This is a genomic window from Vibrio litoralis DSM 17657 (assembly GCF_000426765.1).
GTDB lineage: Bacteria > Pseudomonadota > Gammaproteobacteria > Enterobacterales > Vibrionaceae > Vibrio > Vibrio litoralis.
This window is the reverse complement of record NZ_AUFZ01000019.1, coordinates 78738-101173: the sequence shown is the minus strand read 5'-3', so window position 1 is coordinate 101173 and position 22436 is coordinate 78738. Positions and strand designations below refer to the sequence as shown.

Here is a 22436-nt window from a genome sequence, read left to right as displayed (position 1 = left end):
TGTATAAGACTATGAAATCATCCTTTGCTATTTGGCTTGATGCCGCTAGACCTAAAACCTTACTGCTTGCTATCGCTGCGATTGCAACAGGAAGTAGCCTTGCTTATGCCGACCACCATTTTTCTCTGACGATTTCTCTTTTGGCATTACTCACGGCAACCCTACTGCAAATTTTATCCAATCTAGCCAATGATTATGGTGATGCAGTCCAAGGCACCGATAATGAAAACCGTATTGGCCCAATTCGAGGTATGCAGCAAGGTGCCATTACTCAATCAAGTATGAAAAAAGCCATCGCTATCAATATTGTTTTTATTATTATCAGTGGTCTTGCGTTAGTCTTTTATGCTTTACAAAGTCCAACCAGTATTATGGCGTTTATCTTTTTAGGCCTGCTGTCGATCATTAGTTCTATCGCCTACACCATGGGTAGTAAGCCTTATGGCTACATCGGTCTTGGTGATATTTCGGTCTTTATTTTCTTTGGATTGCTGGCCATTTTAGGTACCTACTTTTTGCATACTGGCACCATCAAACCCACCTTACTGCTTCCAGCGATAGGATCAGGGTTATTTTCAATGGGCGTTTTAAATATCAACAATATGCGTGATATCGAAAATGATACCGTAAGCAATAAACGCACACTTGTCGTTCGTATCGGACTGGATAAAGCCAAATGCTACCATCTCGGGCTACTGGCCTTTGGTTGGTTAACCATGGCGTTGTATCTACTCACACATATTCAACCTATGTGGCTGAATGTTTTTATGCTGCTACCACTGCTATTAATATTAAAACATGGCTGGACAATCTGGAACATACAACAAGCCAAGCAGTTAGTGCCTATGATGCCTGAAATGGTGAAATGTGCTTTTATCACCAATATCGTGTTTTCCATTATTATGGTCGCAGGGCAATAGTGGCGGTATTTGGCCCGATATCCTGATGAGATCAAAGTCTTTTCAGGAAATTGGCCTTTGTCATTGCAAAGCCATAATGTCGCTATATACTCGTACTCATCCCCACCGTAAGCAAAGAGAAAACCACTATGGAATATAATACCTCTGCACTGTGTGATATTTACCAAGACCAAGTTGATGTTGTGGAACCTATGTTCAGTAACTTTGGTGGCTTAACCTCATTCGCAGGCCAGTTGACTACAGTGAAATGCTTTGAAGATAACGGCATTATTCGCTCTATTTTACAAGAAGATGGTACTGGTCGAGTGTTGTTAATTGATGGGGGCGGTTCATTACGTCGCGCACTGATTGATGCAGAGATTGCAGCGTTAGCAGAAGAAAATGACTGGGAAGGCCTAGTGGTTTACGGCTGTGTTCGTGAAATTGATGATTTAGAAGAAATGGAAATTGGCATTCAAGCCATTGCAGCTATCCCAGTGGGAGCCACTCAAAACAACATCGGTGAAGTGGATGTACCGGTAAACTTTGGTGGAGTGACATTCTTACCAGAAGATCACCTTTATGCCGACAATACTGGTGTGATCATTTCTCAAGAACCGCTGGATGTTGATTTAGAATTAGATGAAGAGCTAGACGACGTTGAACCTTTAAACGATTAATCGTTCTTTCCTCGTTCCTCACAAACAAAAACAGAGCTCAATCGGCTCTGTTTTTTTATGTTAATAGCATTTACGTACGTATCAATTATTCAACGTCATCCATTTTACCAAGTAGGTTACGGATGCGTTCTTGCCATGCTTGTTGCTCTTGGCGCATCGCTTGAGTTTGTTGTTCTAACTCTTCACGGCCTTCGCGTAGTTGACCAGCTTCTGAAGCCAGTTGCTCATTCTTTTCTTTAAGCTCTTCAACTTCCATTTGTAATAATGCAATCGTATCTACCGCGGTTTGAATTTTTGCTTCTAGCTGTTCTAATACTTCGAAAGACATCTCTGATACCTATTAAATGATCATGGTGAGCAATAAAGCTAACTTAAGGTCACGCCTTATCACGTTTGTTACCCTCATTCTACTCAGCTTCGTTGTAAGCGCCACCGTCTTATTTCACTATTTTTGTTCGGTTGCGCAAAAAAACAGCAAAGCTAACTCAATTATGACATTACCTCGCATATTCACTCCCTTTGTAGGACTCAATCACTTCTGGCTTGGTAATGAACCAATCAAAAAAGCAAACGTTACCGTTCCGGCTATGCTAAAATGCGCCGCATAATTTTCTTCCCTTTGTTTTATTTGGAGTCAGTATGAAACGCGATTTAGCATTGGCATTTTCTCGAGTTACAGAAGGTGCAGCGCTTGCCGGATATAAATGGTTAGGCCGAGGCGATAAAAACGCAGCCGATGGCGCTGCAGTCGCCGTAATGCGTACCTTACTGAATGACACAGAAATCAGCGGTGAAATTGTTATCGGTGAAGGTGAAATTGATGAAGCGCCTATGCTTTATATCGGTGAGCAAGTTGGCCTAGGTGGCGATGCAGTAGATATCGCAGTTGACCCAATTGAAGGCACTCGCATGACCGCAATGGGCCAATCGAATGCGTTAGCAGTACTGGCAGCCGGCGAAAAAGGCAGCTTCCTAAAAGCCCCCGATATGTACATGGAAAAACTTGTGGTTGGCCCTGCCGCGAAAGGTTGTCTGGATCTTTCTAAATCGGTAGAAGATAACATTCTAAATGTGGCAAAAGCCCTTAACAAGCCACTTAATGAATTGACGGTTATCACTTTAGCCAAACCTCGCCATGACGAGATTATCGCTAAGATTCAACAAATGGGTGCACGCGTATTTGCCGTGCCAGATGGCGATGTTGCTGCGTCTATTTTAACTTGTATGCCAGATAGCGAAGTCGACATGATGTACTGCATCGGTGGCGCGCCAGAAGGTGTAGTCTCTGCTGCGGTTATTCGCGCACTCGATGGTGACATGCAAGGTCGTCTATTACCTCGTCATGAAGTAAAAGACGATTCGCCAGAAAACCGTGCTCACGGTGAATTAGAATTACAACGCTGTGCTGAAATGGGCGTACAAGCCAACGTTATCTTAAAAATGGATGATATGGCGCGCAGCGATAACGTAGTCTTTGCGGCAACCGGCATTACCAAAGGTGACCTACTTGAAGGCATCACTCGTACCGGTAACATCGCGACCACAGAAACTTTAGTGATTCGTGGTAAGAGCCGTACCATCCGTCGCATCAAGTCGATTCACTACCTTGAGCGTAAAGATGACGAAGTAAGACAGCACATCTTATAATTCGAGTCTAACTGTTCCTTACATAACGCAGCTTTCGGGTTGCGTTTTTTATTGCCTTCACAAATGGCTTCCTGAATATGTTAAGCATTTGCTTTATTTAATTTTTGCGCCATCATATAGCCAAGTGACTTCAAGAACGCGGCGCAATAAAGCCCCCAAGGCAATCAATGAAAAGCAGCGATAAAATTCTCCACAAAATAAAGCGTGAAGGAAAAATCACTGCGCGCCAACTGGCCGATGAACTGTCGATCACCAGCATGGGTGCGCGCCAACACCTACAAGCGTTAGAAGATGAAGGGTTATTGAATTACTCTGATATCAAAGTCAAAGTAGGACGCCCTGCCCGTCACTGGTCTTTAACTCAAAAAGGTCATGATCAATTTATCGATCGCCACCAAGATCTGAGTATTGATATCATCAACGCGATTGGCCAAGCTTATGGTCAACAAGGGATTGCAAACGTCACCGCCCAGCGAGAAGCAAGAATTCTCCAGCGCTATCAGCAAGATTTATCCCAATGCTCTAGCACCGAACAAAAACTACAAACTTTAGTTCAATTGCGAGAACAAGAAGGCTACATGGCGGAGCTTGAAACCACAAAGGACGGATATCAACTGATTGAAAACCATTGCCCAATTTGCCATAGCGCGAAACAATGTCCTGCGCTGTGTCAATCCGAGCTCAACATCTTCCAAGCTTTATTGGAAAACGAGTGTAAAGTCGTTCGCCAAGAGCATATTATTGCGGGCTCACATCGTTGCTGTTATCTGATTACCCCACTCAAGGGTGATTAACCCCATCAATAAACGCCTTAATTAGGAACCTTATTTTCGTGACTTCATCATCGACTACTTCGCTTGCTCGTCAACTATTCCAGCAAACCTGGCCGATGCTATTTGGCGTGCTCTCGCTTATGAGCTTTCAATTGGTGGATAGCGCTTTTATCGGTCAATTGGGCGTTTTACCACTAGCGGCACAAGGCTTCACCCAACCAATTCAAATGGTTATTATTGGTTTACAGGTGGGTTTAGGGATCGCCACCACCGCTGTGATATCAAAAGCACTCGGGCAAAATAATTTTCGCTATGCTAAGCAATTAGGCGGGCTAGTCGTCACTATCGGCAGTGTTGGTATTGCTTTATTTAGTTTAATTATTTATGGACTACGCAATCCAATCCTCAACTTATTAAGTGCCCCTGAAACCATTCTCCCGATCGTGAATAGTTACTGGATTTATTGGCTTCTCAGTGCATGGTGTGGCGCTTTGTTATATTTCTTTTATAGCTTATGTCGCGCCAATGGCAATACCATTTTGCCGGGCAGTATGATGATGGTGACCAGTCTACTCAATATGGCACTCGATCCTCTATTCATCTTTACTTTTGATCTCGGAATCAATGGGGCTGCGATTGCGACATTACTCTCCTTTTCGATTGGTTTGCTCGTGGTGATGCCCAAAGTATGGACCAAAGGTTGGATTGAGTTTGACTGGAGTGATTTAAATATTCGTCGCAGTATTGGCTCGCTCACTAACATTATGGGGCCGGCAATGGTGAGCCAACTGCTGCCACCTTTATCCTCGATGCTTGCCACTAAATTATTAGCCAGCTTTGGCACCACCGCGGTCGCAGCATGGGCAATCGGCTCACGTTATGAGTTTTTCGCCATCGTAGGCGTGTTAGCATTGACTATGTCGATGCCACCTATGGTTGGTAGGCTACTAGGTGCTAAGCAATATGGTGATATTAAAAAACTCACCACAATTGCGATTCGCTTTATCTTAATATTCCAATTAGCCATCGCGTTTATCACCTTTTTAGCCGCCAATGGTTTAGCGAATTTAATGACTAGCGATCAACAAGTCACTCATATATTGCATTGGCATCTTACTATCGTACCGCTAAGTCTTGGTTCGTTAGGTGTGTGTATGTTGATGGTGTCGTTATCTAACGCGATTGGGCGTTCTTATTCCGCGTTATGGATTTCGGCGCTGCGCTTATTTGTCTTCTTCCTGCCTTGCTTATGGCTAGGTTCACAGCTCGGAGGCATTGAAGGCTTATTTATCGGCGCTTTATTGGGTAACTTATTGGCAGGATTGAATGCTTGGCTGATTTTTCGTAAAAGCTTTAAGCAAATGACCCACAGCTCAAGCCAATAAACCGGAACTGTGGGTAATAACTGAGTGGTAAGTCTTTGCTTTGAGATTAAAAGTTATACCCAAAGTAATTGGAGTTGCAGTGAGGCGGCAAGTGAATGAAGCCCCATGAGCTTAGCTAGCCTAAGTGATTGGGGTGAGTGAACGCGACCAACAAAGCTGCAACTTCAAGTAAGACGGGTATAGACTAGTTGTTTGTCGGCTCTGGCCCATAGCGATTATCACCTTGAGAACCTTTTAATAGGCCACATTCAACCAACATCCAAACGCCACAAACAATCGCCACTATCGATACCGACGTTTGCATCATCGATGGCTCAACAGTTTCAGCGCCGCCAATCGGTGCCATCAAACGACCAGCAATCAAAGGTACATGCATCAACAGCCACCAGTTCGATTTATTGCGGTCATGCCAGCGCTTTGCGGTTACCGCTAGGTCTGGCACCAGTAGAGCGGCGCTCATAATAAAAATCGCCACGCCGGTAAAACTACCAAATAAATTTTGTGCCGCGATACCAATAATCGCGAGCATCACTAGGTAGTAAAACAAATTCCACATCCAAAAACGCTGGCGTCCAATACGACCTTGGAAAGAAAGAAGCCAATGTTTGATTGTCATAACTACAATAACCTTTGAAATTAATTAAAAATTAGTCACTTTTTGAAAGCAACCACGCTCCATATCGCGAATATTCACCGTTAAACTAGCCACAAAAGCCGCCTTAGCTTGTAACGCTTGCATCAAAGCTTCCGATAACGCTCGTTTTTGTTCATCACTGCGTCCATCCAACAATTCAACGGTAACATGAATAAAGCCGACACTGTCGTCTAAATCTCCGATAAGCCAGTGATGCGTTCTTAAGGTTCTCGATTTTACATCCCTCACCTCAAATAAACCGCTCTGAATGGTCACTTGGTGTAGATCTTCCAATAACGCTTGTACATTCGCTCGTTCTTCAATTGAATGAGAGTATTCCATCACAACATTTGGCATGTAAATTCCTTAGTTAAAAACGTTAAAAATAGACGTGGAAGACGCCGCTTTATAAATGCTCTAGCTTAATAGCAAGTATCGATAAACTAAACTAACATTATTGATCGTTTTGACATGATGAGAATCATGATCTCATCACATTATTCTGTTATATTCTTTGGTAGCTCATTTAAGATCGTTCGGTCTTAATTTTAATTTAATCGAATTGGAGAATATCCTATGCGTCATCCTGTAGTTATGGGTAACTGGAAACTAAACGGCAGCAAAGAAATGGTTGTTGATTTGCTAACTGGTCTAAATGCTGAACTTGAAGGCGTAACAGGCGTCGACGTTGCAGTAGCGCCACCAGCACTATTCATCGATCTTGCTGAGCGTACACTAACTGACGCGGGTAGCGCGATCATTCTTGGTGCTCAAAACACTGACCTAAACAACAGCGGTGCATTCACAGGTGATATGTCTCCAGCTATGTTGAAAGAATTCGGTGCTTCTCACATCATCATCGGTCACTCTGAGCGTCGTGAATACCACAACGAATCAGACGAGTTCGTTGCTAAGAAATTCGCTTTCCTAAAAGAGAACGGTCTAACGCCTGTTCTTTGCATCGGTGAATCTGAAGCACAAAACGAAGCTGGCGAAACCGTTGCAGTATGTGCTCGTCAAATCGACGCAGTAATCAACCTTCTAGGTGTTGACGCTCTTAACGGCGCAATCATCGCTTACGAACCAATCTGGGCAATCGGTACTGGTAAAGCAGCAACAGCTGATGATGCACAACGCATCCACGCTCAAATCCGTGCTCACATTGCTGAGAAATCAGAAGAAGTTGCGAAAAACGTTGTGATTCAATACGGCGGTTCTGTTAAACCAGAAAACGCAGCAGCTTACTTTGCACAACCAGACATCGACGGTGCTCTAGTTGGTGGTGCAGCACTTGACGCGAAAAGCTTTGCCGCTATAGCTAAAGCCGCTGCTGAAGCAAAAAAAGCATAATAGCTTCTAGCTAAAAACACTAAAGGTTGGCCTAAGTGCCAGCCTTTTTTTGTTTCGTGTTTCGTGTTTCGCAAGCATAAAAAAACCGCTGACTTTCGCCAACGGTTTTAAAATACAATTCAACCTTGAAGTTTATTCATTACTTATCGCAGTTTTACTATCACCATAAAAAAGAGAATTAATTTGATGGTGTTCTCCTTTCTTGGTTAATACAACTTTCCAGATTTCTCCATTATGAGCTATTTCGCTTGGATATTCCGGCAGTGTATTGTGCAAAATAGCTTTAATCATCCGCATGGTTACAGCATGCGTAATCACTAAAACACTCCCTTGATCTTGAGTGAACATATCTTCAAAAAATGATTGTAAACGATCTGCAATCATTTGGTACGATTCACCTCCGCCATCAGGAACCCAAGTCCAGCGAGCAGTTCTATCATGGCAGTAATCCGGTTCATCATCTAATTGTTGATAGGTTTTCCCTGCATACTTCCCTAAATCTTGCTCAACCAAACGAGTATCTGTCGTGGCTTCTCGCTTTAATAGCTCCTCAAATGGATGACCAGTTTGCTGAGCTCTTAGCAATGAAGATGTTATTATTCTGTCTATTTGATGATCATGGCAAAATTCTTGTGCAATTTTTTCTGCATCTTTTTTTCCTTTTTCAGTTAAAGGAAAATCTATCTGAGATGCAAGAATATCGGCAAGGTTCGCTTCACTTTGAGCGTGCCTCATAAAATACAATGTCGTCATTTATCTCTCCAATGCTTCACTTTTCATCGAACCATAGCATATATCCAAACGGAGATATTGATTACGATTAGGCTTTATATACCATTTTACCCTGAACCCAAGTAGCGTTGATTTTTCCATCTAATGATAAGGCAACCATTGATGCTGACTTGCCAACTTCTAATGTGCCTAACTCGTGGTCCAGCGACAGTGAACGAGCAGGAGTAAGCGATGCACGTAACCAAGCCTGTTCAAAGGGAATAGATAACCACTCACTAATATTTTTAACTGCATCCAATAAAACCAAGGTACTACCGGCTAATCCGCCCTCATAAGTGCGAACCACACCATCAACCACATTTACTTGATACTCACCGAGCTGATATTCACCATCTGGCATACCAGCCGCTTGCATAGCATCAGTAATGAGCATTAAACGCTCTCCACAGCATCGGTGAGCAACATCAACAGCCGTAGGATGGACATGATGACCATCTGCAATCATTTCCACATAAGATGAATGGTGGCATAGACCAGCACCAACAACACCAGGATCTCGGTGGTGCAATCCTCTCATTCCATTATAACAATGGACGATTCCGTCAGCACCAGCGTCAAATGCCGACTGAACCTGATCAAAACTTGCATCAGTATGTCCAAGCATTACTCGAACATTCTGTTGTTTAAGGTGTGGGATTACGGTATCGACATGGCTTTTTTCTGGTGCTAATGCCACTTTTTTCAAACTGCCATTTGCAATACCAATCCATCGATCAAATTCTTCTGTCGATAACTCTCGAAACCATTCCGTTGGATGCGCGCCTTTATTTTTTTCGGTAAAATACGGCCCTTCTAAATAACCACCTAACAACTGAGCGCCAGTCACTCCAGATACATAGCTTTCGCCTATTTGACACAAGGCCGCTTCAATTTTTTTAGGTGGTGCAGTAACCGTTGTGGCAAGAAATCCAGTAACACCATTTTGTGCAAAAAACTCAGACATGGTATTTAATGCATTATGGGTCGCATCCATTACATCCACGCCCATTGCCCCATGAACATGAGCATCAATCAAACCCGGCAACAACATTACTTCGCCCAAATCAACAATATCATGTACTTGGCTTTCTAATTTAGAAGTAAAACTCTCTATTTTACCTTGAGCATTGATCGTCAGAACCTGATTTTCAAACCATTTATCACCAATTAATACTTTTGATGCTAAGTAATGCTGCTGTTTCATCATTAAATACCGTCTTCCACTTCTTGTTGAGCAGTTGAGCTTTTTTGTAATTCATCAAATAGGCTTGTCATGCCACGGTGACCACATACTAATGCTTGCTCTCTAAAAGATTGAAGGGAAAGCTCATCACGCTCTAACAGCATTTCCGCAACCATCTGTAAGTTGGTTCCCGCAATTACTTCAATATCACTTCTTTCTTGAGACAATAAAGAAGCCGTTCTAAACGGAGACCCCCCAAGTAAGTCAGTCAAAAAAACAATACCTTCTTTAGTATCAATCTCTTGAATATCTTTTCTCATCTGAGCTGCAAGTTGCTCAGTTGTCATACTTTCAGGGAAATCGATAAATTTAAATTGTTCTTGTTCACCAATAATTTGTCGAACTGCATGCGCTAAACCACTCGCAAAAGAACCATGACCAGAAAGAATTACAGCAATCATATTATTCCTCTTCTCTTCAAATTAAAGAGGCGTAAAATTCATCCACACCTCTTCAACTATAATGTTGTTATAAAATACCTAAAAAGCGACCAGCCACACCAATAACTGCTGTAATACAGATTAATTTAAGCGGGCTCCAACCACGTTTAACTAAGGCAAACATAGTTAATGTATAAACTAAAGGTAGGAATGCAGGCATAAGCTTATCAATAACATCGACTTGTAATTTGACCACAGCATCACCAGCCGTAATTTCAGCCGTTGTACTTAAACGTACATAGGTTGCGACTAATGCACCAATCACGGTCATACCAACCATCGATGCCGCATGCCCTACTTTTTTCGTATTCGCTTTAATTAAAGGAATCGCAGCGACACCCATTCGGTACGCATAATGCGCTAAGCCAAAACGCAACCCTAAATGCACACTGTTAAATAAAAGAAGAAAGACGACCGCACCCAATATTGAGCCTTGCAAGGCAAGATCCGCACCAATACCACCACAAATCGGCAATAAAGTGAGCCAGAACATTGCGTCACCAATCCCGCCCATAGGAGCACCGACTGCGATTTTAGTACTTTGAATGCTATTCACATTCTGTTTAGAACGCTCCATCGCCAAAATAATACCCATCACAAATGTCACTAAAAATGGATGTGTATTGAAAAAACCCATATGCCCTTTCATCGACTTTGCTAGATCTTCATCATTGGTATGAATTTTTTTCAAACCCGGCAATAAGCCATATAACCAACCTGAAGCCTGCATTCTTTCATAGTTAAATGATGCCTGTAGCAACATTGAACGCCACGCCATTCTATTAATATCAGATCGGGTTAACTCTACACCGAGTGATTTATCTTGATACTCATCAGCAGGAACCGCTGACACATTATCTGCTTTATTAGATTCCATCTTCAAAGTCCTCTGCTGTGTTTGTATTGGCAACAGGTGTTGGTTCTGATTTGCGCATAAAGTCAATAATCGCCATTGCCGTAGCGGCTGAAGCGATGGCTAAAATAGGCAGCTCTAACCAAGCGGCCGCAACAAAGCCAAGAATGAAATAAGGAATGTAAACATTCTTCATCATAATTTTCATCAACACGGCAAAACCAATCGCAGGCATCATTCCACCGGCAATACCTAAGCCATCGACGAGCTCTTTAGGTAAAGCATTAACCATGGCACCAGCGTGTTCAGCGCCAATATAAATTGGTAAGAACGCACATAAGAAATAGAAAGTACCTAACACAACAAGTGCAAAATAATTCACTCGTTCGATACCTTTAGTATCCGCATTGCTAGCCATTTGGTCACACTTGCTCATCACCGCAGACATGGCAGAAAATAAGAAAGTGATCCCCATTTGAACCGCTACAGCAAATGGAACCGCGATACCAACCGCCACATCTGGCTTAACATTTGTGGTAATGGCAAAGGTTGTCCCTACGATAGTACCGATAATCACATTCGGCGGTTGAGCACCAGCGAGCGGAGCAAGCCCCATCCAAATAAGCTCTAAAGTACCACCCACCACGATCCCGGTATGGAGGTCACCAAGGATAAAGCCAACTATCGGCCCTAAAACAACAGGTCTATGAAAATGAGTTAAACCATTAAACAAATCTAAACCAGCAACAAACGCAAGAATCCCCAGCATTAATGCCTGAATCAAGCTAATTTCCATGAGGAAACCCCTTAATTAATTAGTGAAAAGATATCAGTTGCACTTTCGGTAGGTACACCTTGAATAGTACAGTTAACACCTAATGCCTTCAGTGCTTTGAACGATTCAATATCAGAGTCATCGACTGAAACGGTTTTATGAATTTGTTTCTTTGTATCGCAATAATGCATATTACCAACATTAATATTGCTAATAGGTACACCACCCTCAACCAACTTCTGGAAATCTTGAGGCGTTTTGCAAACTAATAAGATCTTCTGGCGATCATTTGCTTTATGGATGGTATCAATGGTTTTTTTAATCGACCAAAAACGAATGGCAATACCATCGGCAATAACCATTTCCATTAAATTTTGTTGGATTTGGTCTTCAGCAACAGCATCATTAGCAACCACGATAATATTGGCACCCGCAAAACCAACCCATTGAACACCCACTTGACCATGAACTAAGCGCTCATCAATTCGACTTAATACGATATTTGGCATGATTTCTTCCTTTGGTTCACATTATTTTTTGTAGTTATAAATAGTTACACCTTGGACGACTCGATTCACTTCACCACTCGGGCAAGGATTATCAGGCCCAAAGCCTAAATCTAAAGATTTTTCAAAAGACAACATTTGAGCAAATAATATGTAAGGGAAAGATAACCAAATATCCTCACCATTCACTTCGCCTGCTCCTATCATGCCGTCTGATGCAGGAGTATCTTCACTCAACGCAATCACACTGGCTGCTATTGCGTCTTGTGTTAATTCATTAAACAAATCTTGGTCATATTGACGTGTATAAGAGTCGCTAGATAAAAATTGGATAATGAGTGCTTTTTCATTTACTGTGAATTTAGGTCCATGACGAAACCCTAATGATGAATCATAGGTTGTCATGACTTTACCAGCACTTAGCTCTAGAGATTTTAAAGAGGCTTCTCGCGATAAGCCTAAAAACCCACCACTACCTAATACAATAAGACGTTGATAATCTAACGCTGCCAACTCTTTAATCAATGGTTGCCATTGAGATAATTTTGATTGGCAGATCTCAGCTACGTGGTTAACTTTTTGCTCGAAACCTTCGTTAATTGATTGAGTAATCAACCCAATCGCAGCAAGCATCATGCTAGTAAAGCTTGAAGTCATGGCAAAACTTTGATCATTCGACCCTTCTGGCATAATGATGCTGTGCGCATTACTCGACTGTGGTGCATACTTCGCCAGTTCACCATCAGGATTACATGTCAAAAATAAATGACTGCAATCTTTCACAACTTGGTTTGAAATAGCTACAGCAGCCACACTTTCTGGACTGTTGCCGGAGCGAGCAAAAGAAACCACCAATGTCGGTTGATCTGCAACCAAAAACTGCTCTGGGTTTGACACGATATCTGTCGTAGCAACAGCATCTACCACCAATCCTGTTGCCTTTCTCAAATAGGGTGCAATAGCCTCGCCAGCAAATGCAGATGTTCCCGCTCCTGTTAGCACAACCCGCACATTTGGCTTACTTAATATAGGGTTCAAGAAAGCCGAATGTACTTGTTGATTTTCTTTCAACGCTTTTACCAACTCTTTCCATAAACGAGGTTGGTGTGTAATTTCATTCGCAGTGTGAAAGCCATTTTGTCCTTCCAACCACGCTTTTGTGTAACCTAATAATGTTGTCATACTACTTACCTGACATTAAGAGTTTTGAAAACAAGCTTGGGAGTACATTGCAGTTACTTCCATGATTTTATTAATAACTATCTGCTCTGGTGTATTGTCAATTTCTCCTCGCGCAATTGCTTGCATCTGTTCAGGAAGATATTGACTTAATATGGTGAGGGGGGCTGGTTTGCTTGCTAGATTCTCAAATAGCTTCTCAAGAGAACGTTGAATATCGGTATGAGGCCAGTAATAACGAATTCGATCACTTAAACTATAAACACGATCTAACTTGAGTTGGTGGCCTTCTTCTTGGTAATAACTTTGCCAATATTTAGGCTCTTCCGTCATGACCTTTTCAACGGTTTCACGTAGTTTTGATGATGCTTCCACACCAAGCCACTCTTGCTCAACCAAATCCAAAGCAAATAAAGCTTCACGTAAAGCAAAAGTTAATGCAGGACCTACTTTTAAGATCGCAAAATGATCTTGCACTAAGGCATTATAAGCGGCTGGGATTTGATAATCAGTTGAATGGGCTTCAAACACCATTTGAGGATATTGGTCGACAACTTTAGAAAGTGACTGAGCTTTTTCACTTTGATAAATAATGACTTTATGGTGGTCAAATTCAACGCCAGGTTGAACCACTAACCCCACAACACGAGACCAAGCATGACTAACCCCTGCTTTTTCAAAAGCATCACGATGAGCATTAATCGTGGTAACAGCATCTTCTGGCTTAGTCAGTTCTAATTCATTTTCTAAATTTTCTTGCGCCCCACCGGGAACGGGAACTTCCGTACCAACGATATAAACAGGCTTCTCACCACCCACTTTTTGCCATACGTCTTCTGCAACTTTACATAAGTGAGCTGCACGCTCAGCCACAATTTCATCCGTTAACGGAACAGGGTCACCCTTACAAGACATTGAGCAATCTAAGTGAATTTTTCTAAACCCAGCAGCCACATAAGAGTCAATAAGCACTTCTGATTTAGCCATAGCATCTTCAGCATCTAAAGATTGCCAACAGTTTGGACCTAAGTGATCTCCGCCCAATAAAACCTGTTCTTTCGCTAAACCAACTTTATCTGCCAATTGATAAACCATCTCCGCAAAATCTTTTGCTTGCATTCCTGTATAGCCACCAAATTGGTTTACTTGATTTGATGTCGCTTCAATTAATACTGGTTTATTATCTTTTAAGCCTTGCTGTAGTGCCGCTTCTAAGACTAATGGATGTGCAGAACATACCGAATATATCCCAACTGCTTCCCCATCTTTATGTTGATTTATAAGCTCAATTAAACAGTCCATAACCTTCTCCTCAAGAATGCAATAAATCGAATACGAAATAGACACTACACTCAAAAACAAGAATACGAAACACAAAAAACTTTCAATACCTTTCTTTTGTGGAAAAGATCACATTTAAGTTAAAAATTAATGATAAAGGAAAGAAATGAAAGTAAAAAGAAAAGGATTCGAAAGCAAAGAGGGCTATTTAGTTTCAAGTAGGCTTGAGTTAATCTAACCTCAAGTACTTTTTAATGGATATAAAATGAAAGAAGAAACCATGTTGAAAAATACAAGCCAACGACGTAAAGATATATTGGCTAAAATTAAGGCTGAAGGTAGTGTCAACGTAATGGATCTAGCTGATCTATATCAAGTTAGTGCCGTAACAATCAGAAATGATCTAACATTTCTAGAGCAACAGGGAGTGCTGATTCGCTCTCATGGTGGGGCTATCTTTTCACCTACGATTCAAAATGAATCTAGCATTCAAGAGAAACATATTTTAAATGCCGATAAAAAAAACAAAATTGCCCAAAAAGCAACAGAGCTAATCAAAGATAAAGATTCAATTATTCTTGACTCAGGAACCACTACCGAAAGAATTGCTGACTACCTTACAAATGAAGTACAGCTAACAGTGATGACAAACGGTTTGAACGTTGCTCAGAAGTTGGCTCAAAAAGAAAATATAGATGTGATTATATCGGGAGGGATGCTTCGTAAAAAAAGCTTATCGTTTTATGGTTCTCAAGCGGAAGATAATCTACGAGCTTATCACTTTGATAAACTATTTTTAGGAGTAGATGGATTTCATCTTACTAACGGTATTACAACTCATAGTGAAAATGAGGCAAGGCTAAATAAAATAATGTCAGAGGTATCTAACGAAGTAATAATCGTTTCTGATTCCAGTAAATTTGGTAAGCTGAGTTTGCATAAGATATTAACGATAAGCCAAATTTCGACAATAATTACCGATTCAGGAATTCCAGAAGAGTACTATCAAGGGTTGGTTCAACAGGGCATTAACGTTATTTTAGTATAAAGAGAGAGGTGGCATAAAATACCGCCTCTCACTTTACTTTAATATATTGATATTAAAACAACTGCTCAGCAACTTTATAAAGTTCTTTTTTCACCGGACGTTTCATGTTTTCAATCGCGTCGATAATATCGTGGTGAACTAGCTCTTCTTTTTGGATACCAACACAACGACCACCATGACCTTCTAGTAGCAGGTCAACTGCATAGTTGCCCATACGAGAAGCAAGAATACGGTCAAATGCCGTTGGGCAACCACCACGCTGTAAGTGACCTAAAATTGTTGCACGGGTTTCACGTCCCGTTGCTGACTCAATTTCTTTTGCAAGAGCATCAACATCAGTTAAATGTTCCGTCATTGCTATAATGGCGTGTTTTTTACCTTTTGCGATACCATCTTTGATATTTTGAATAAGAGCTTCTTTATCTAGCCCTGTATCAGGAGTTACAACATACTCACAACCACCAGCGATACCAGCCATTAACGTTAAATCGCCACAATAGCGCCCCATGATTTCAACAATCGAAATACGTTGGTGAGATGATGATGTGTCACGCAAGCGGTCAATGGCATCAATGACAGTATTTAATGCAGTATAATAACCAATAGTGTAATCAGTACCAGCAATATCGTTATCGATAGTGCCTGGTAGACCAATACATGGAAAACCCATTTCAGTAATTTTCTTCGCGCCCATATAAGAGCCATCACCACCAATGACCACTAAAGCATCGATACCATGTTTTTTAAGGTTCGCGATACCTTTTTCACGCACGGCAATATCTTTAAATTCAGGGAAACGAGCAGAGCCTAAAAAAGTACCACCGCGGTTAATCACATCAGAAACACTAGAACGGTCAAGTTTCTCTATACGGTCTTCAACCAAACCAAGATAACCATCGTAAATACCAAAGACTTCTAACCCTTCACCTAATGCGGTACGCACGACACCACGAATAGCTGCGTTCATGCCTGGTGCATCACCACCACTTGTTAAAACACCGATCTTCTTAACCATGATCACCCTCTAAAAATATTTAAAAAAGAAACTCGTTTGTTCAGCTACCGAAACTGGCTATCTATTTTTAGCCTAATACTTAATTGGCAACTCAACCCAATTCTTCGCTAGTCCGTTTACTGGCTTCTTTAACTACGAGCCTTTATCCCAGCGTGAAGATTACATAAATAGCATTAAGCATAATATACAAGTTTGACGCTTAGTGATGTTGATTCATATCACTATCAACTGTTTTTTACCTGTCTATAAGATAGACAGTAACCCTTAAATTGTCTCAATTATAATGAGCTAAGTCACATAATTTTATGTTATTCACCGCATTTCGGCTAATTTAACGGCTGATATTTTGCCGCCGGCACCACCGAGATAGGGTCCTGATGAATTAAAACGTCCGAATTCGGGAATAAATCATTGAGCTTATCTTCGACTTCATCAGAAATACGATGCGCATCCAGTAAAGGAAGATGGTCATCAAGCTCAATATGCACCTGAATAAATCTTACCGGCCCTGACATACGCGTACGTAGATCATGCGCGCCTAGTACCCCTTCAACCGACACACAAGCCAGATGAATCGCTTGGACTTCTTCTTCCGGTAACTGACGATCCAGTAATGATTGCACCGCCTCTTGCGCCATTTGATAAGCGCTATACAGAATGTACAAACCAATCCCCACGGCAAATACCGCATCGGCTTGTTTTAAGCCATACCAACTTAATACCAGCGCAATCATGATCGCAACATTCATAAATAAGTCTGTTTGATAATGCAGTGAATCAGCGGCAATAGCTTGGCTACCGGTTTTGCGCACTACGTGTTTTTGAAACAACACTAGCCCTGAAGTTAACAAGATAGCAAACCCACTGACCCACACTCCAAGCTCTGGCGAGACCAACTCTTGCGGACGGAAAAAACGATCTACCCCGTTCAACAATAAGAAACACGCTGAACCGGAGATAAACATCGCTTGTGCCAATGCGGCTAATGACTCTGCCTTACCATGACCAAATTGATGTTCGTCATCCGCCGGTTGAGTCGCATAACGCACCACCAATAAGTTAGTCAGTGAAGCGGCCATATCCAATAATGAATCAACCAATGAAGCCAATAGGCTCACTGAGTTGGTTTGCCACCACGCCACCAATTTCACCAGTAGTAAAATAGTCGCGATCACCATGGCTGCCCACGCGGCAGAGTTGACTAATTTAGAATACGTTTTATCCATGTCTGTTTAAGCAACCTATTTTTGAACCATCTACTAAAGAGTCTCTAAACGAGCATACTCGGTAACTAACCACTTAATACCTTCACCATTAAAGGCCACTTGTACTCGGCTTTGTGCGCCGCTGCCTTCAAAATTGATGATGGTACCTTCACCAAATTTGGCGTGTTTCACTCGCTGACCTAATGAATAGCCAGTGCTGTTAAAGTTTTCTTTGACCGCGGTTGCGCCAAATCGACCTGAGGTAGCGGGGCGACTCACTTGCGCTTTCATGCGAACTTCTTCCACACAGCTTTCTGGAATTTCACGAATAAAACGCGATGGCTTATGGTACTTATCTTGACCATATACACGGCGCATTTCGGCGTAAGTTATATAAAGTTTTTGCATTGCGCGAGTCATTCCGACATAACACAAGCGACGCTCTTCTTCTAAACGCGCGGCATCTTCGGCCGACATTTGATTAGGGAACATGCCCTCTTCAACACCCACCATAAACACTAATGGGAACTCCAAACCTTTAGCACTGTGCAGCGTCATTAACTGTACGGCATCGGTAAACTCATCGGCTTGCCCTTCACCTGCTTCTAATGCAGCGTGTGATAAGAATGCTGACAACATACTCATATCATCGGCCTCTTCCGGCTTTTCAAACTGACGCGCCGCGGTAACCAGTTCTTCTAAGTTCTCAATGCGTGCCTTGGATTTCTCGCCCTTTTCCATTTCATACATGGTAAATAGACCAGAGGATTTAATCGCATGGTCAAATTGTTCATGTAGTGCTAAGTCAAAGGTGTCATCTTCCATCGCATTGATTAGCTCAATAAAACGGCTAAATGCACTCGCTGCACGGCCAGATAATACTTTTTCATCAATTAATTGAACGCCGGCGTGCCATAAGGTAGTGCCACGATCACGCGCCGTCATCCGAATGGTTTCTAAGGTTTTATCCCCTAGCCCACGAGTTGGAGTATTCACAATACGCTCAAACGCTGCATCATCATTACGATTGTTCATCAAACGCAAATAACTCAAGGCGTCTTTGATTTCTTGACGTTCGAAGAAGCGCATACCGCCATAAATACGATACGGCAGGCGCGCTTGAATTAATGCTTCTTCCAATACGCGAGACTGGGCGTTGTTGCGATACAACATGGCACAATCGACGAGAGGCGTACCCTTTTCGTGCCATTCTTTAATTTTATTAACCGCAAAGCGCGCTTCATCTAAATCGTTATAAGCCGAATACAGGGAAATCGGTTCACCATCATTACCATCGGTCCATAAATCTTTGCCCATGCGCTCAGTATTATTACTGATCAGCTCATTGGCAGCATTCAGGATGTTTTTGGTCGAGCGGTAATTTTGCTCCAAGCGAATGGTATGTGCGCCGGGAAATTCACGCAGGAACTTTTGAATATTTTCAATTTGTGCGCCACGCCAGCCATAGATTGACTGATCATCATCACCGACAATCATCACATGCGAATCCGCTCCCGCCATCATGCGTAGCCAAGCGTATTGAATGTTGTTGGTGTCTTGAAATTCGTCGACCAAAATGTGCTTAAAGCGGGCTTGATAATGCTCACGAACATGCACTTTATCGCGCAGTAATTCATGGCAACGCAGTAGGATTTCCGCAAAATCGACTAGGCCAGCACGGTCACAAGCCTCTTGGTACGCTTGATAAATTTGCAGATAGGTTTTGGCAACCGGATCGTGATAAGTATCGATATGACTCGGGCGCAAACCTTCATCTTTCTTACCATTGATCCACCAACTAGCTTGCTTGGCAGGAAATTGTTTTTCATCGAGATTTTGCGCTTTGATCAAACGGCGCAACAGACGAATTTGGTCTTCCGAATCTAAGATTTGAAAATCTTCCGGCAACTTCGCATCCATATAATGGGCGCGCAGAATACGGTGACAAATACCGTGGAAAGTACCATTCCACATGCCCGACGATGTGCCCATCATCAGCTCTTCAATTCGGCCGCGCATTTCTTTAGCGGCTTTATTGGTAAAGGTCACCGACATGATCGAAAACGGCGACGCTTGTTCTACCGATAATAACCAAGCAATTCGATGGACCAACACGCGGGTTTTACCACTGCCTGCGCCCGCCAATACGAGTAAGTTTTCCAATGGAGCGGCAACCGCTTCACGTTGTCTGTCATTAAGACCATCGAGTAATAAAGAAGGATCCATCGTCATCTACTGGTTATTTATACATAAAAGCAGAGTATACACCAACTTACTACAGGATTTTAGGGGGTGTGACGAGGTTTCATTCTCAGCATTGGCAACTACACTAAAAATAGCCTTTGGATAAAAGGAAATCCTATGAAAGCGAATAAATCTATGGTGACTGCCGCTATCGTTTGGCTGCTAAGCGTATTTTTTAGCATATTATCTGGGTTACTTTTCTTAATCTTCAAACGGGAAGATGCCTTCATCAAGCAACAAGCCAAAGAAGCCCTCAATTGGGGGATTACATTGTGGCTAGCGGTCATCGCCGCGTCATTGGTGGGCAGCAAACTACTCTTCACTCTGCTCGGCGCCATTCATTTGGTTTTCTGCTTATTCGGCATGGCTTCTTGCTTAAAAGGCAAAGCTTACCAAGTGCCGATCAACCTACGACTGATTAAATAACCCTGTCATCGTTTTGCAGCTTAAGCCCTCAATAATCAAGGCAGGTGCAACCATAAAATATTTCAAAGATTCAGCGCGTTAACGAATTCACTGAGCAAGATTGAAATTTAAACGCGAGTCATGGGTTCTTTATTAGTGATGTTTTATTAAGCAAACAGACTAGCTGCGTGGTGTGAAATGGAAGACTACATAACCTTGCTCCAACCAAACACGATACAACAAAACACATGGTTAGCCTTTATTGGCATCGTGCTGCTGTCGTATTTGTTGGAAGACCTAGCGATTGTCACCGCCGCGGTAATGGCAAGCCAAGGTTCGATGTCTTTTGAAGTGGCATTATTAGCCATCTTTGTCGGTATCACCAGTGGAGATGCGTTGCTGTATGCCTTTGGAGTATGGGCAAGACGTTGGCGTGCGCTGCGTTATCGCCTATTGAGTATGCCATTATTGCGTCAAGCCAGACGCCGATTAAAACATCACGCCATCATCAATATCGTGATTATCCGTTTTATTCCCGGCCTACGTAGTGTCAGCTTTACTTTATGCGGTTACTTTCGCATTCCATTTCATCAATTCTTGATTGCAGTGTTATTGGCGACGGCCGCATGGACAGCGTTAGTCTTCGGCATCATTTACCAAGTTGGTAGCACCGAATATTTACAACAACATCCACTGAAATGGTTGCTTGGCCCAATCGCGTTAATTTTATTGTGGGGAGTAAACCGTATTGCGGGGCGCTCATTTCATCGCAATAAGAAATTTCGTAATAAACAAGGCTCAAATCGCAGCCTAACCGAACTCTCTCAATCCCATCGCATTTCAAAAGGGAAACTTTAATATGTATGCAACTCCTGAAGATCGAACTGAGACATTAACTAGGCAGCCATCACCAACCTTACCCAATCAAGGTATGCCGACAATGGATGATTCGGGTAAAGTGGTTTCTCGTTTTGAGTTTTGGCCAACTTGGTTTTTCTATACGCCCGTGGTTTTACAAAGCTTATGGTATGGAGTGAAATATCGTGATTTTCGCCTGCCTTTAGTCGCCAATCCACACATCAAACTCAGCGGTATGGTCGGTGAATCGAAACAAGAGATTTTAGAACTGGCGGGCGATTACGCCAAACAATGGATCCCGCCTTTTGTTACGTTAATCAAGCAAACCGAATCAGAGCGTTCCTCCTTATCCGCGCAATGGCTAGAAGCCAAACAAGCCATGATTAACGCAGGGTTAGACTACCCAGTGGTTGCCAAGCCAGATCAAGGTTGCCGTGGGGTCGGAGTACAATTAGTGGAATCCGATCAAGAGCTACAACAATACATCGCCTCTTTTCCTGATAACGCTCGCTACATGCTGCAAAAAAAATCACCTTATCAAGCCGAAGCTGGGCTGTTTTATATACGCTACCCCAACCAAGCAAAAAGCAAAGTATTTTCTATTACCCTTAAATATTCACCGGTAGTAGTCGGCACAGGAAAGCACACTCTGCGTCAATTGATTGAACAAGACCCACGCGCTAGCCAACTTGCGCATTTATATCTACCTCGCCATCAAGATCAGCTCGAACAGGTTTTGGATCATGGCAAACCTTTCCAACTAGCCTTTGCTGGTAGTCATAGTCGTGGCTGCATTTTCAAAAATGGTAACGCTTATATTACCGATGCGCTCGCTGAAAAATTAGACCAGATTTTTGATGACTACCCCGGCTATCACTTTGGACGCTTGGATGTGAAATTCAAAGATATTGACTCGCTAATGCAAGGCAAAGATTTCGATATTTTAGAAATGAATGGTGCGAGCAGCGAAGCCGGACACATTTGGGACAGCAACACCCCACTCAAAGAGATTTTTTCTACCTTGCTTTATCAATATCGCTGCTTATATGAAATTGGCGCACTGCAACGAAAAGCAGGGCATAAAGTGCCTACGTTTCGTGAATTGTTCCGCGCATTAAAGCAAGAAAAACAATTGATTAAACACTACCCAGCTACTGATTAAAAAAACAGATTAAAGAACGGATTGAAAAACGAATCAAGGGCGTTAAGCACACGCAGCTTAAACACTTTATAGAGAGTAAGAAG

The 22436-nt window shown here is 42.3% G+C and carries 24 protein-coding genes; 10 read left to right on the top strand and 14 right to left on the bottom strand.

Translation table 11 applies throughout. The features are described from left to right. Window positions 1–11 precede the first annotated feature (11 nt). Both K358_RS0108550 and rraA read left to right on the top strand, forming a co-directional pair. A complete protein-coding gene (locus tag K358_RS0108550; RefSeq protein WP_027696427.1) occupies window positions 12–920 on the top strand; it encodes a 1,4-dihydroxy-2-naphthoate polyprenyltransferase in 909 nt (302 codons plus the stop codon). Window positions 921–1048: 128 nt separating this feature from the next. Next, window positions 1049–1579, top strand: coding sequence for a ribonuclease E activity regulator RraA (rraA, locus tag K358_RS0108545; protein WP_027696426.1), 531 nt, complete (start codon window positions 1049–1051; stop codon window positions 1577–1579). An 85-nt stretch (window positions 1580–1664) separates the two neighbouring features. Here the strand turns inward: rraA and zapB are convergent, their stop codons facing one another. Next, window positions 1665–1907: a cell division protein ZapB gene (gene zapB, locus K358_RS0108540; RefSeq protein ID WP_027696425.1), complete on the bottom strand. Its 243-nt coding sequence runs from the start codon at window positions 1905–1907 to the stop codon at window positions 1665–1667. 311 nt (window positions 1908–2218) lie between these two features. On the opposite strand from zapB, the gene glpX reads away from it, so the two are divergent. From glpX to K358_RS0108525, 3 genes are all read left to right on the top strand, one after another. After that, window positions 2219–3226, top strand: a complete 1008-nt coding sequence (gene glpX, locus K358_RS0108535) for a class II fructose-bisphosphatase (protein WP_027696424.1) — start codon at window positions 2219–2221, stop codon at window positions 3224–3226. Window positions 3227–3393: 167 nt separating this feature from the next. Next, the gene (locus tag K358_RS0108530; RefSeq protein ID WP_027696423.1) at window positions 3394–4020 is read left to right on the top strand and encodes a helix-turn-helix transcriptional regulator; all 627 of its coding nucleotides are present in this window, start codon (window positions 3394–3396) and stop codon (window positions 4018–4020) included. A 95-nt stretch (window positions 4021–4115) separates the two neighbouring features. Next, window positions 4116–5384, top strand: a complete 1269-nt coding sequence (locus K358_RS0108525; RefSeq protein ID WP_083962788.1) for an MATE family efflux transporter — start codon at window positions 4116–4118, stop codon at window positions 5382–5384. A gap of 184 nt (window positions 5385–5568) precedes the next feature. Here the strand turns inward: K358_RS0108525 and K358_RS0108520 are convergent, their stop codons facing one another. After that, the gene (locus K358_RS0108520) at window positions 5569–6000 is read right to left on the bottom strand and encodes a DUF805 domain-containing protein (protein ID WP_027696421.1); all 432 of its coding nucleotides are present in this window, start codon (window positions 5998–6000) and stop codon (window positions 5569–5571) included. Between the two features lie 24 nt (window positions 6001–6024). Continuing rightward, complete coding sequence (locus K358_RS0108515; RefSeq protein WP_027696420.1) at window positions 6025–6375, bottom strand: 5-carboxymethyl-2-hydroxymuconate Delta-isomerase; 351 nt, start codon at window positions 6373–6375, stop codon at window positions 6025–6027. Window positions 6376–6594: 219 nt separating this feature from the next. Here K358_RS0108515 and tpiA point away from each other — a divergent pair, with 219 nt between their 5' ends. After that, entirely contained in the window at window positions 6595–7368 is a 774-nt protein-coding gene (gene tpiA, locus K358_RS0108510) for a triose-phosphate isomerase (RefSeq protein ID WP_027696419.1), read from the top strand. Window positions 7369–7500: 132 nt separating this feature from the next. On the opposite strand, the gene K358_RS0108505 is transcribed toward tpiA, so the two are convergent. From K358_RS0108505 to K358_RS0108470, 8 genes are all read right to left on the bottom strand, one after another. Next, entirely contained in the window at window positions 7501–8121 is a 621-nt protein-coding gene (locus tag K358_RS0108505) for a histidine phosphatase family protein (RefSeq protein ID WP_027696418.1), read from the bottom strand. A gap of 67 nt (window positions 8122–8188) precedes the next feature. Next, window positions 8189–9346 (bottom strand): N-acetylglucosamine-6-phosphate deacetylase, encoded by a 1158-nt coding sequence (gene nagA / locus K358_RS0108500; protein WP_027696417.1) that lies wholly within the window; start codon window positions 9344–9346, stop codon window positions 8189–8191. After that, complete coding sequence (gene agaF / locus K358_RS0108495) at window positions 9346–9783, bottom strand: PTS galactosamine/N-acetylgalactosamine transporter subunit IIA (RefSeq protein WP_027696416.1); 438 nt, start codon at window positions 9781–9783, stop codon at window positions 9346–9348. Before agaF ends, nagA begins: the two co-directional genes overlap by 1 nt. Window positions 9784–9850: 67 nt before the next feature. Further along, window positions 9851–10699, bottom strand: coding sequence for a PTS N-acetylgalactosamine transporter subunit IID (agaE, locus tag K358_RS0108490; RefSeq protein ID WP_038150004.1), 849 nt, complete (start codon window positions 10697–10699; stop codon window positions 9851–9853). After that, window positions 10689–11471, bottom strand: coding sequence for a PTS N-acetylgalactosamine transporter subunit IIC (agaW, locus tag K358_RS0108485; protein ID WP_027696414.1), 783 nt, complete (start codon window positions 11469–11471; stop codon window positions 10689–10691). The genes agaE and agaW overlap by 11 nt, the downstream gene beginning before the upstream one ends. 11 nt (window positions 11472–11482) lie before the next feature. Next, on the bottom strand, window positions 11483–11959 hold the full coding sequence (gene agaV, locus K358_RS0108480; RefSeq protein WP_027696413.1) for a PTS N-acetylgalactosamine transporter subunit IIB: 477 nt from the start codon (window positions 11957–11959) through the stop codon (window positions 11483–11485). A gap of 21 nt (window positions 11960–11980) precedes the next feature. Continuing rightward, entirely contained in the window at window positions 11981–13138 is a 1158-nt protein-coding gene (locus K358_RS0108475; protein WP_027696412.1) for an SIS domain-containing protein, read from the bottom strand. A gap of 15 nt (window positions 13139–13153) precedes the next feature. Continuing rightward, on the bottom strand, window positions 13154–14437 hold the full coding sequence (locus tag K358_RS0108470; protein WP_027696411.1) for a D-tagatose-bisphosphate aldolase, class II, non-catalytic subunit: 1284 nt from the start codon (window positions 14435–14437) through the stop codon (window positions 13154–13156). Between the two features lie 244 nt (window positions 14438–14681). Here K358_RS0108470 and agaR point away from each other — a divergent pair, with 244 nt between their 5' ends. Beyond that, the gene (agaR, locus tag K358_RS0108465; RefSeq protein WP_244875243.1) at window positions 14682–15464 is read left to right on the top strand and encodes a transcriptional repressor AgaR; all 783 of its coding nucleotides are present in this window, start codon (window positions 14682–14684) and stop codon (window positions 15462–15464) included. 52 nt (window positions 15465–15516) lie between these two features. Here the strand turns inward: agaR and pfkA are convergent, their stop codons facing one another. From pfkA to uvrD, 3 genes are all read right to left on the bottom strand, one after another. Further along, the gene (gene pfkA, locus K358_RS0108460; RefSeq protein WP_027696409.1) at window positions 15517–16479 is read right to left on the bottom strand and encodes a 6-phosphofructokinase; all 963 of its coding nucleotides are present in this window, start codon (window positions 16477–16479) and stop codon (window positions 15517–15519) included. A gap of 326 nt (window positions 16480–16805) precedes the next feature. Continuing rightward, window positions 16806–17705 (bottom strand): CDF family cation-efflux transporter FieF, encoded by a 900-nt coding sequence (gene fieF / locus K358_RS0108455; protein ID WP_027696408.1) that lies wholly within the window; start codon window positions 17703–17705, stop codon window positions 16806–16808. 33 nt (window positions 17706–17738) lie between these two features. Then, window positions 17739–19910: a DNA helicase II gene (gene uvrD, locus K358_RS0108450; protein WP_027696407.1), complete on the bottom strand. Its 2172-nt coding sequence runs from the start codon at window positions 19908–19910 to the stop codon at window positions 17739–17741. A 135-nt stretch (window positions 19911–20045) separates the two neighbouring features. Between uvrD and K358_RS0108445 the strand changes: the two genes are divergently transcribed. From K358_RS0108445 to K358_RS0108435, 3 genes are all read left to right on the top strand, one after another. Next, window positions 20046–20354, top strand: a complete 309-nt coding sequence (locus K358_RS0108445) for a DUF4870 domain-containing protein (protein WP_027696406.1) — start codon at window positions 20046–20048, stop codon at window positions 20352–20354. Window positions 20355–20531: 177 nt separating this feature from the next. Further along, on the top strand, window positions 20532–21191 hold the full coding sequence (locus tag K358_RS18250; protein WP_083962782.1) for a DedA family protein: 660 nt from the start codon (window positions 20532–20534) through the stop codon (window positions 21189–21191). A gap of 73 nt (window positions 21192–21264) precedes the next feature. Next, on the top strand, window positions 21265–22353 hold the full coding sequence (locus K358_RS0108435) for a D-alanine--D-alanine ligase (protein WP_211232239.1): 1089 nt from the start codon (window positions 21265–21267) through the stop codon (window positions 22351–22353). The last annotated feature ends 83 nt before the right edge of the window (window positions 22354–22436 follow it).

Coding starts and splice junctions, on each gene's coding strand:
- K358_RS0108550 (WP_027696427.1), top strand. CDS start 12: ATGAAATCATCCTTTGCTATTTGGCTTGATGCCGCTAGACCTAAAACC.
- rraA (WP_027696426.1), top strand. CDS start 1,049: ATGGAATATAATACCTCTGCACTGTGTGATATTTACCAAGACCAAGTT.
- zapB (WP_027696425.1), bottom strand. CDS start 1,907: ATGTCTTTCGAAGTATTAGAACAGCTAGAAGCAAAAATTCAAACCGCG.
- glpX (WP_027696424.1), top strand. CDS start 2,219: ATGAAACGCGATTTAGCATTGGCATTTTCTCGAGTTACAGAAGGTGCA.
- K358_RS0108530 (WP_027696423.1), top strand. CDS start 3,394: ATGAAAAGCAGCGATAAAATTCTCCACAAAATAAAGCGTGAAGGAAAA.
- K358_RS0108525 (WP_083962788.1), top strand. CDS start 4,116: ATGCTATTTGGCGTGCTCTCGCTTATGAGCTTTCAATTGGTGGATAGC.
- K358_RS0108520 (WP_027696421.1), bottom strand. CDS start 6,000: ATGACAATCAAACATTGGCTTCTTTCTTTCCAAGGTCGTATTGGACGC.
- K358_RS0108515 (WP_027696420.1), bottom strand. CDS start 6,375: ATGCCAAATGTTGTGATGGAATACTCTCATTCAATTGAAGAACGAGCG.
- tpiA (WP_027696419.1), top strand. CDS start 6,595: ATGCGTCATCCTGTAGTTATGGGTAACTGGAAACTAAACGGCAGCAAA.
- K358_RS0108505 (WP_027696418.1), bottom strand. CDS start 8,121: ATGACGACATTGTATTTTATGAGGCACGCTCAAAGTGAAGCGAACCTT.
- nagA (WP_027696417.1), bottom strand. CDS start 9,346: ATGATGAAACAGCAGCATTACTTAGCATCAAAAGTATTAATTGGTGAT.
- agaF (WP_027696416.1), bottom strand. CDS start 9,783: ATGATTGCTGTAATTCTTTCTGGTCATGGTTCTTTTGCGAGTGGTTTA.
- agaE (WP_038150004.1), bottom strand. CDS start 10,699: ATGGAATCTAATAAAGCAGATAATGTGTCAGCGGTTCCTGCTGATGAG.
- agaW (WP_027696414.1), bottom strand. CDS start 11,471: ATGGAAATTAGCTTGATTCAGGCATTAATGCTGGGGATTCTTGCGTTT.
- agaV (WP_027696413.1), bottom strand. CDS start 11,959: ATGCCAAATATCGTATTAAGTCGAATTGATGAGCGCTTAGTTCATGGT.
- K358_RS0108475 (WP_027696412.1), bottom strand. CDS start 13,138: ATGACAACATTATTAGGTTACACAAAAGCGTGGTTGGAAGGACAAAAT.
- K358_RS0108470 (WP_027696411.1), bottom strand. CDS start 14,437: ATGGACTGTTTAATTGAGCTTATAAATCAACATAAAGATGGGGAAGCA.
- agaR (WP_244875243.1), top strand. CDS start 14,682: ATGAAAGAAGAAACCATGTTGAAAAATACAAGCCAACGACGTAAAGAT.
- pfkA (WP_027696409.1), bottom strand. CDS start 16,479: ATGGTTAAGAAGATCGGTGTTTTAACAAGTGGTGGTGATGCACCAGGC.
- fieF (WP_027696408.1), bottom strand. CDS start 17,705: ATGGATAAAACGTATTCTAAATTAGTCAACTCTGCCGCGTGGGCAGCC.
- uvrD (WP_027696407.1), bottom strand. CDS start 19,910: ATGGATCCTTCTTTATTACTCGATGGTCTTAATGACAGACAACGTGAA.
- K358_RS0108445 (WP_027696406.1), top strand. CDS start 20,046: ATGAAAGCGAATAAATCTATGGTGACTGCCGCTATCGTTTGGCTGCTA.
- K358_RS18250 (WP_083962782.1), top strand. CDS start 20,532: ATGGAAGACTACATAACCTTGCTCCAACCAAACACGATACAACAAAAC.
- K358_RS0108435 (WP_211232239.1), top strand. CDS start 21,265: ATGCCGACAATGGATGATTCGGGTAAAGTGGTTTCTCGTTTTGAGTTT.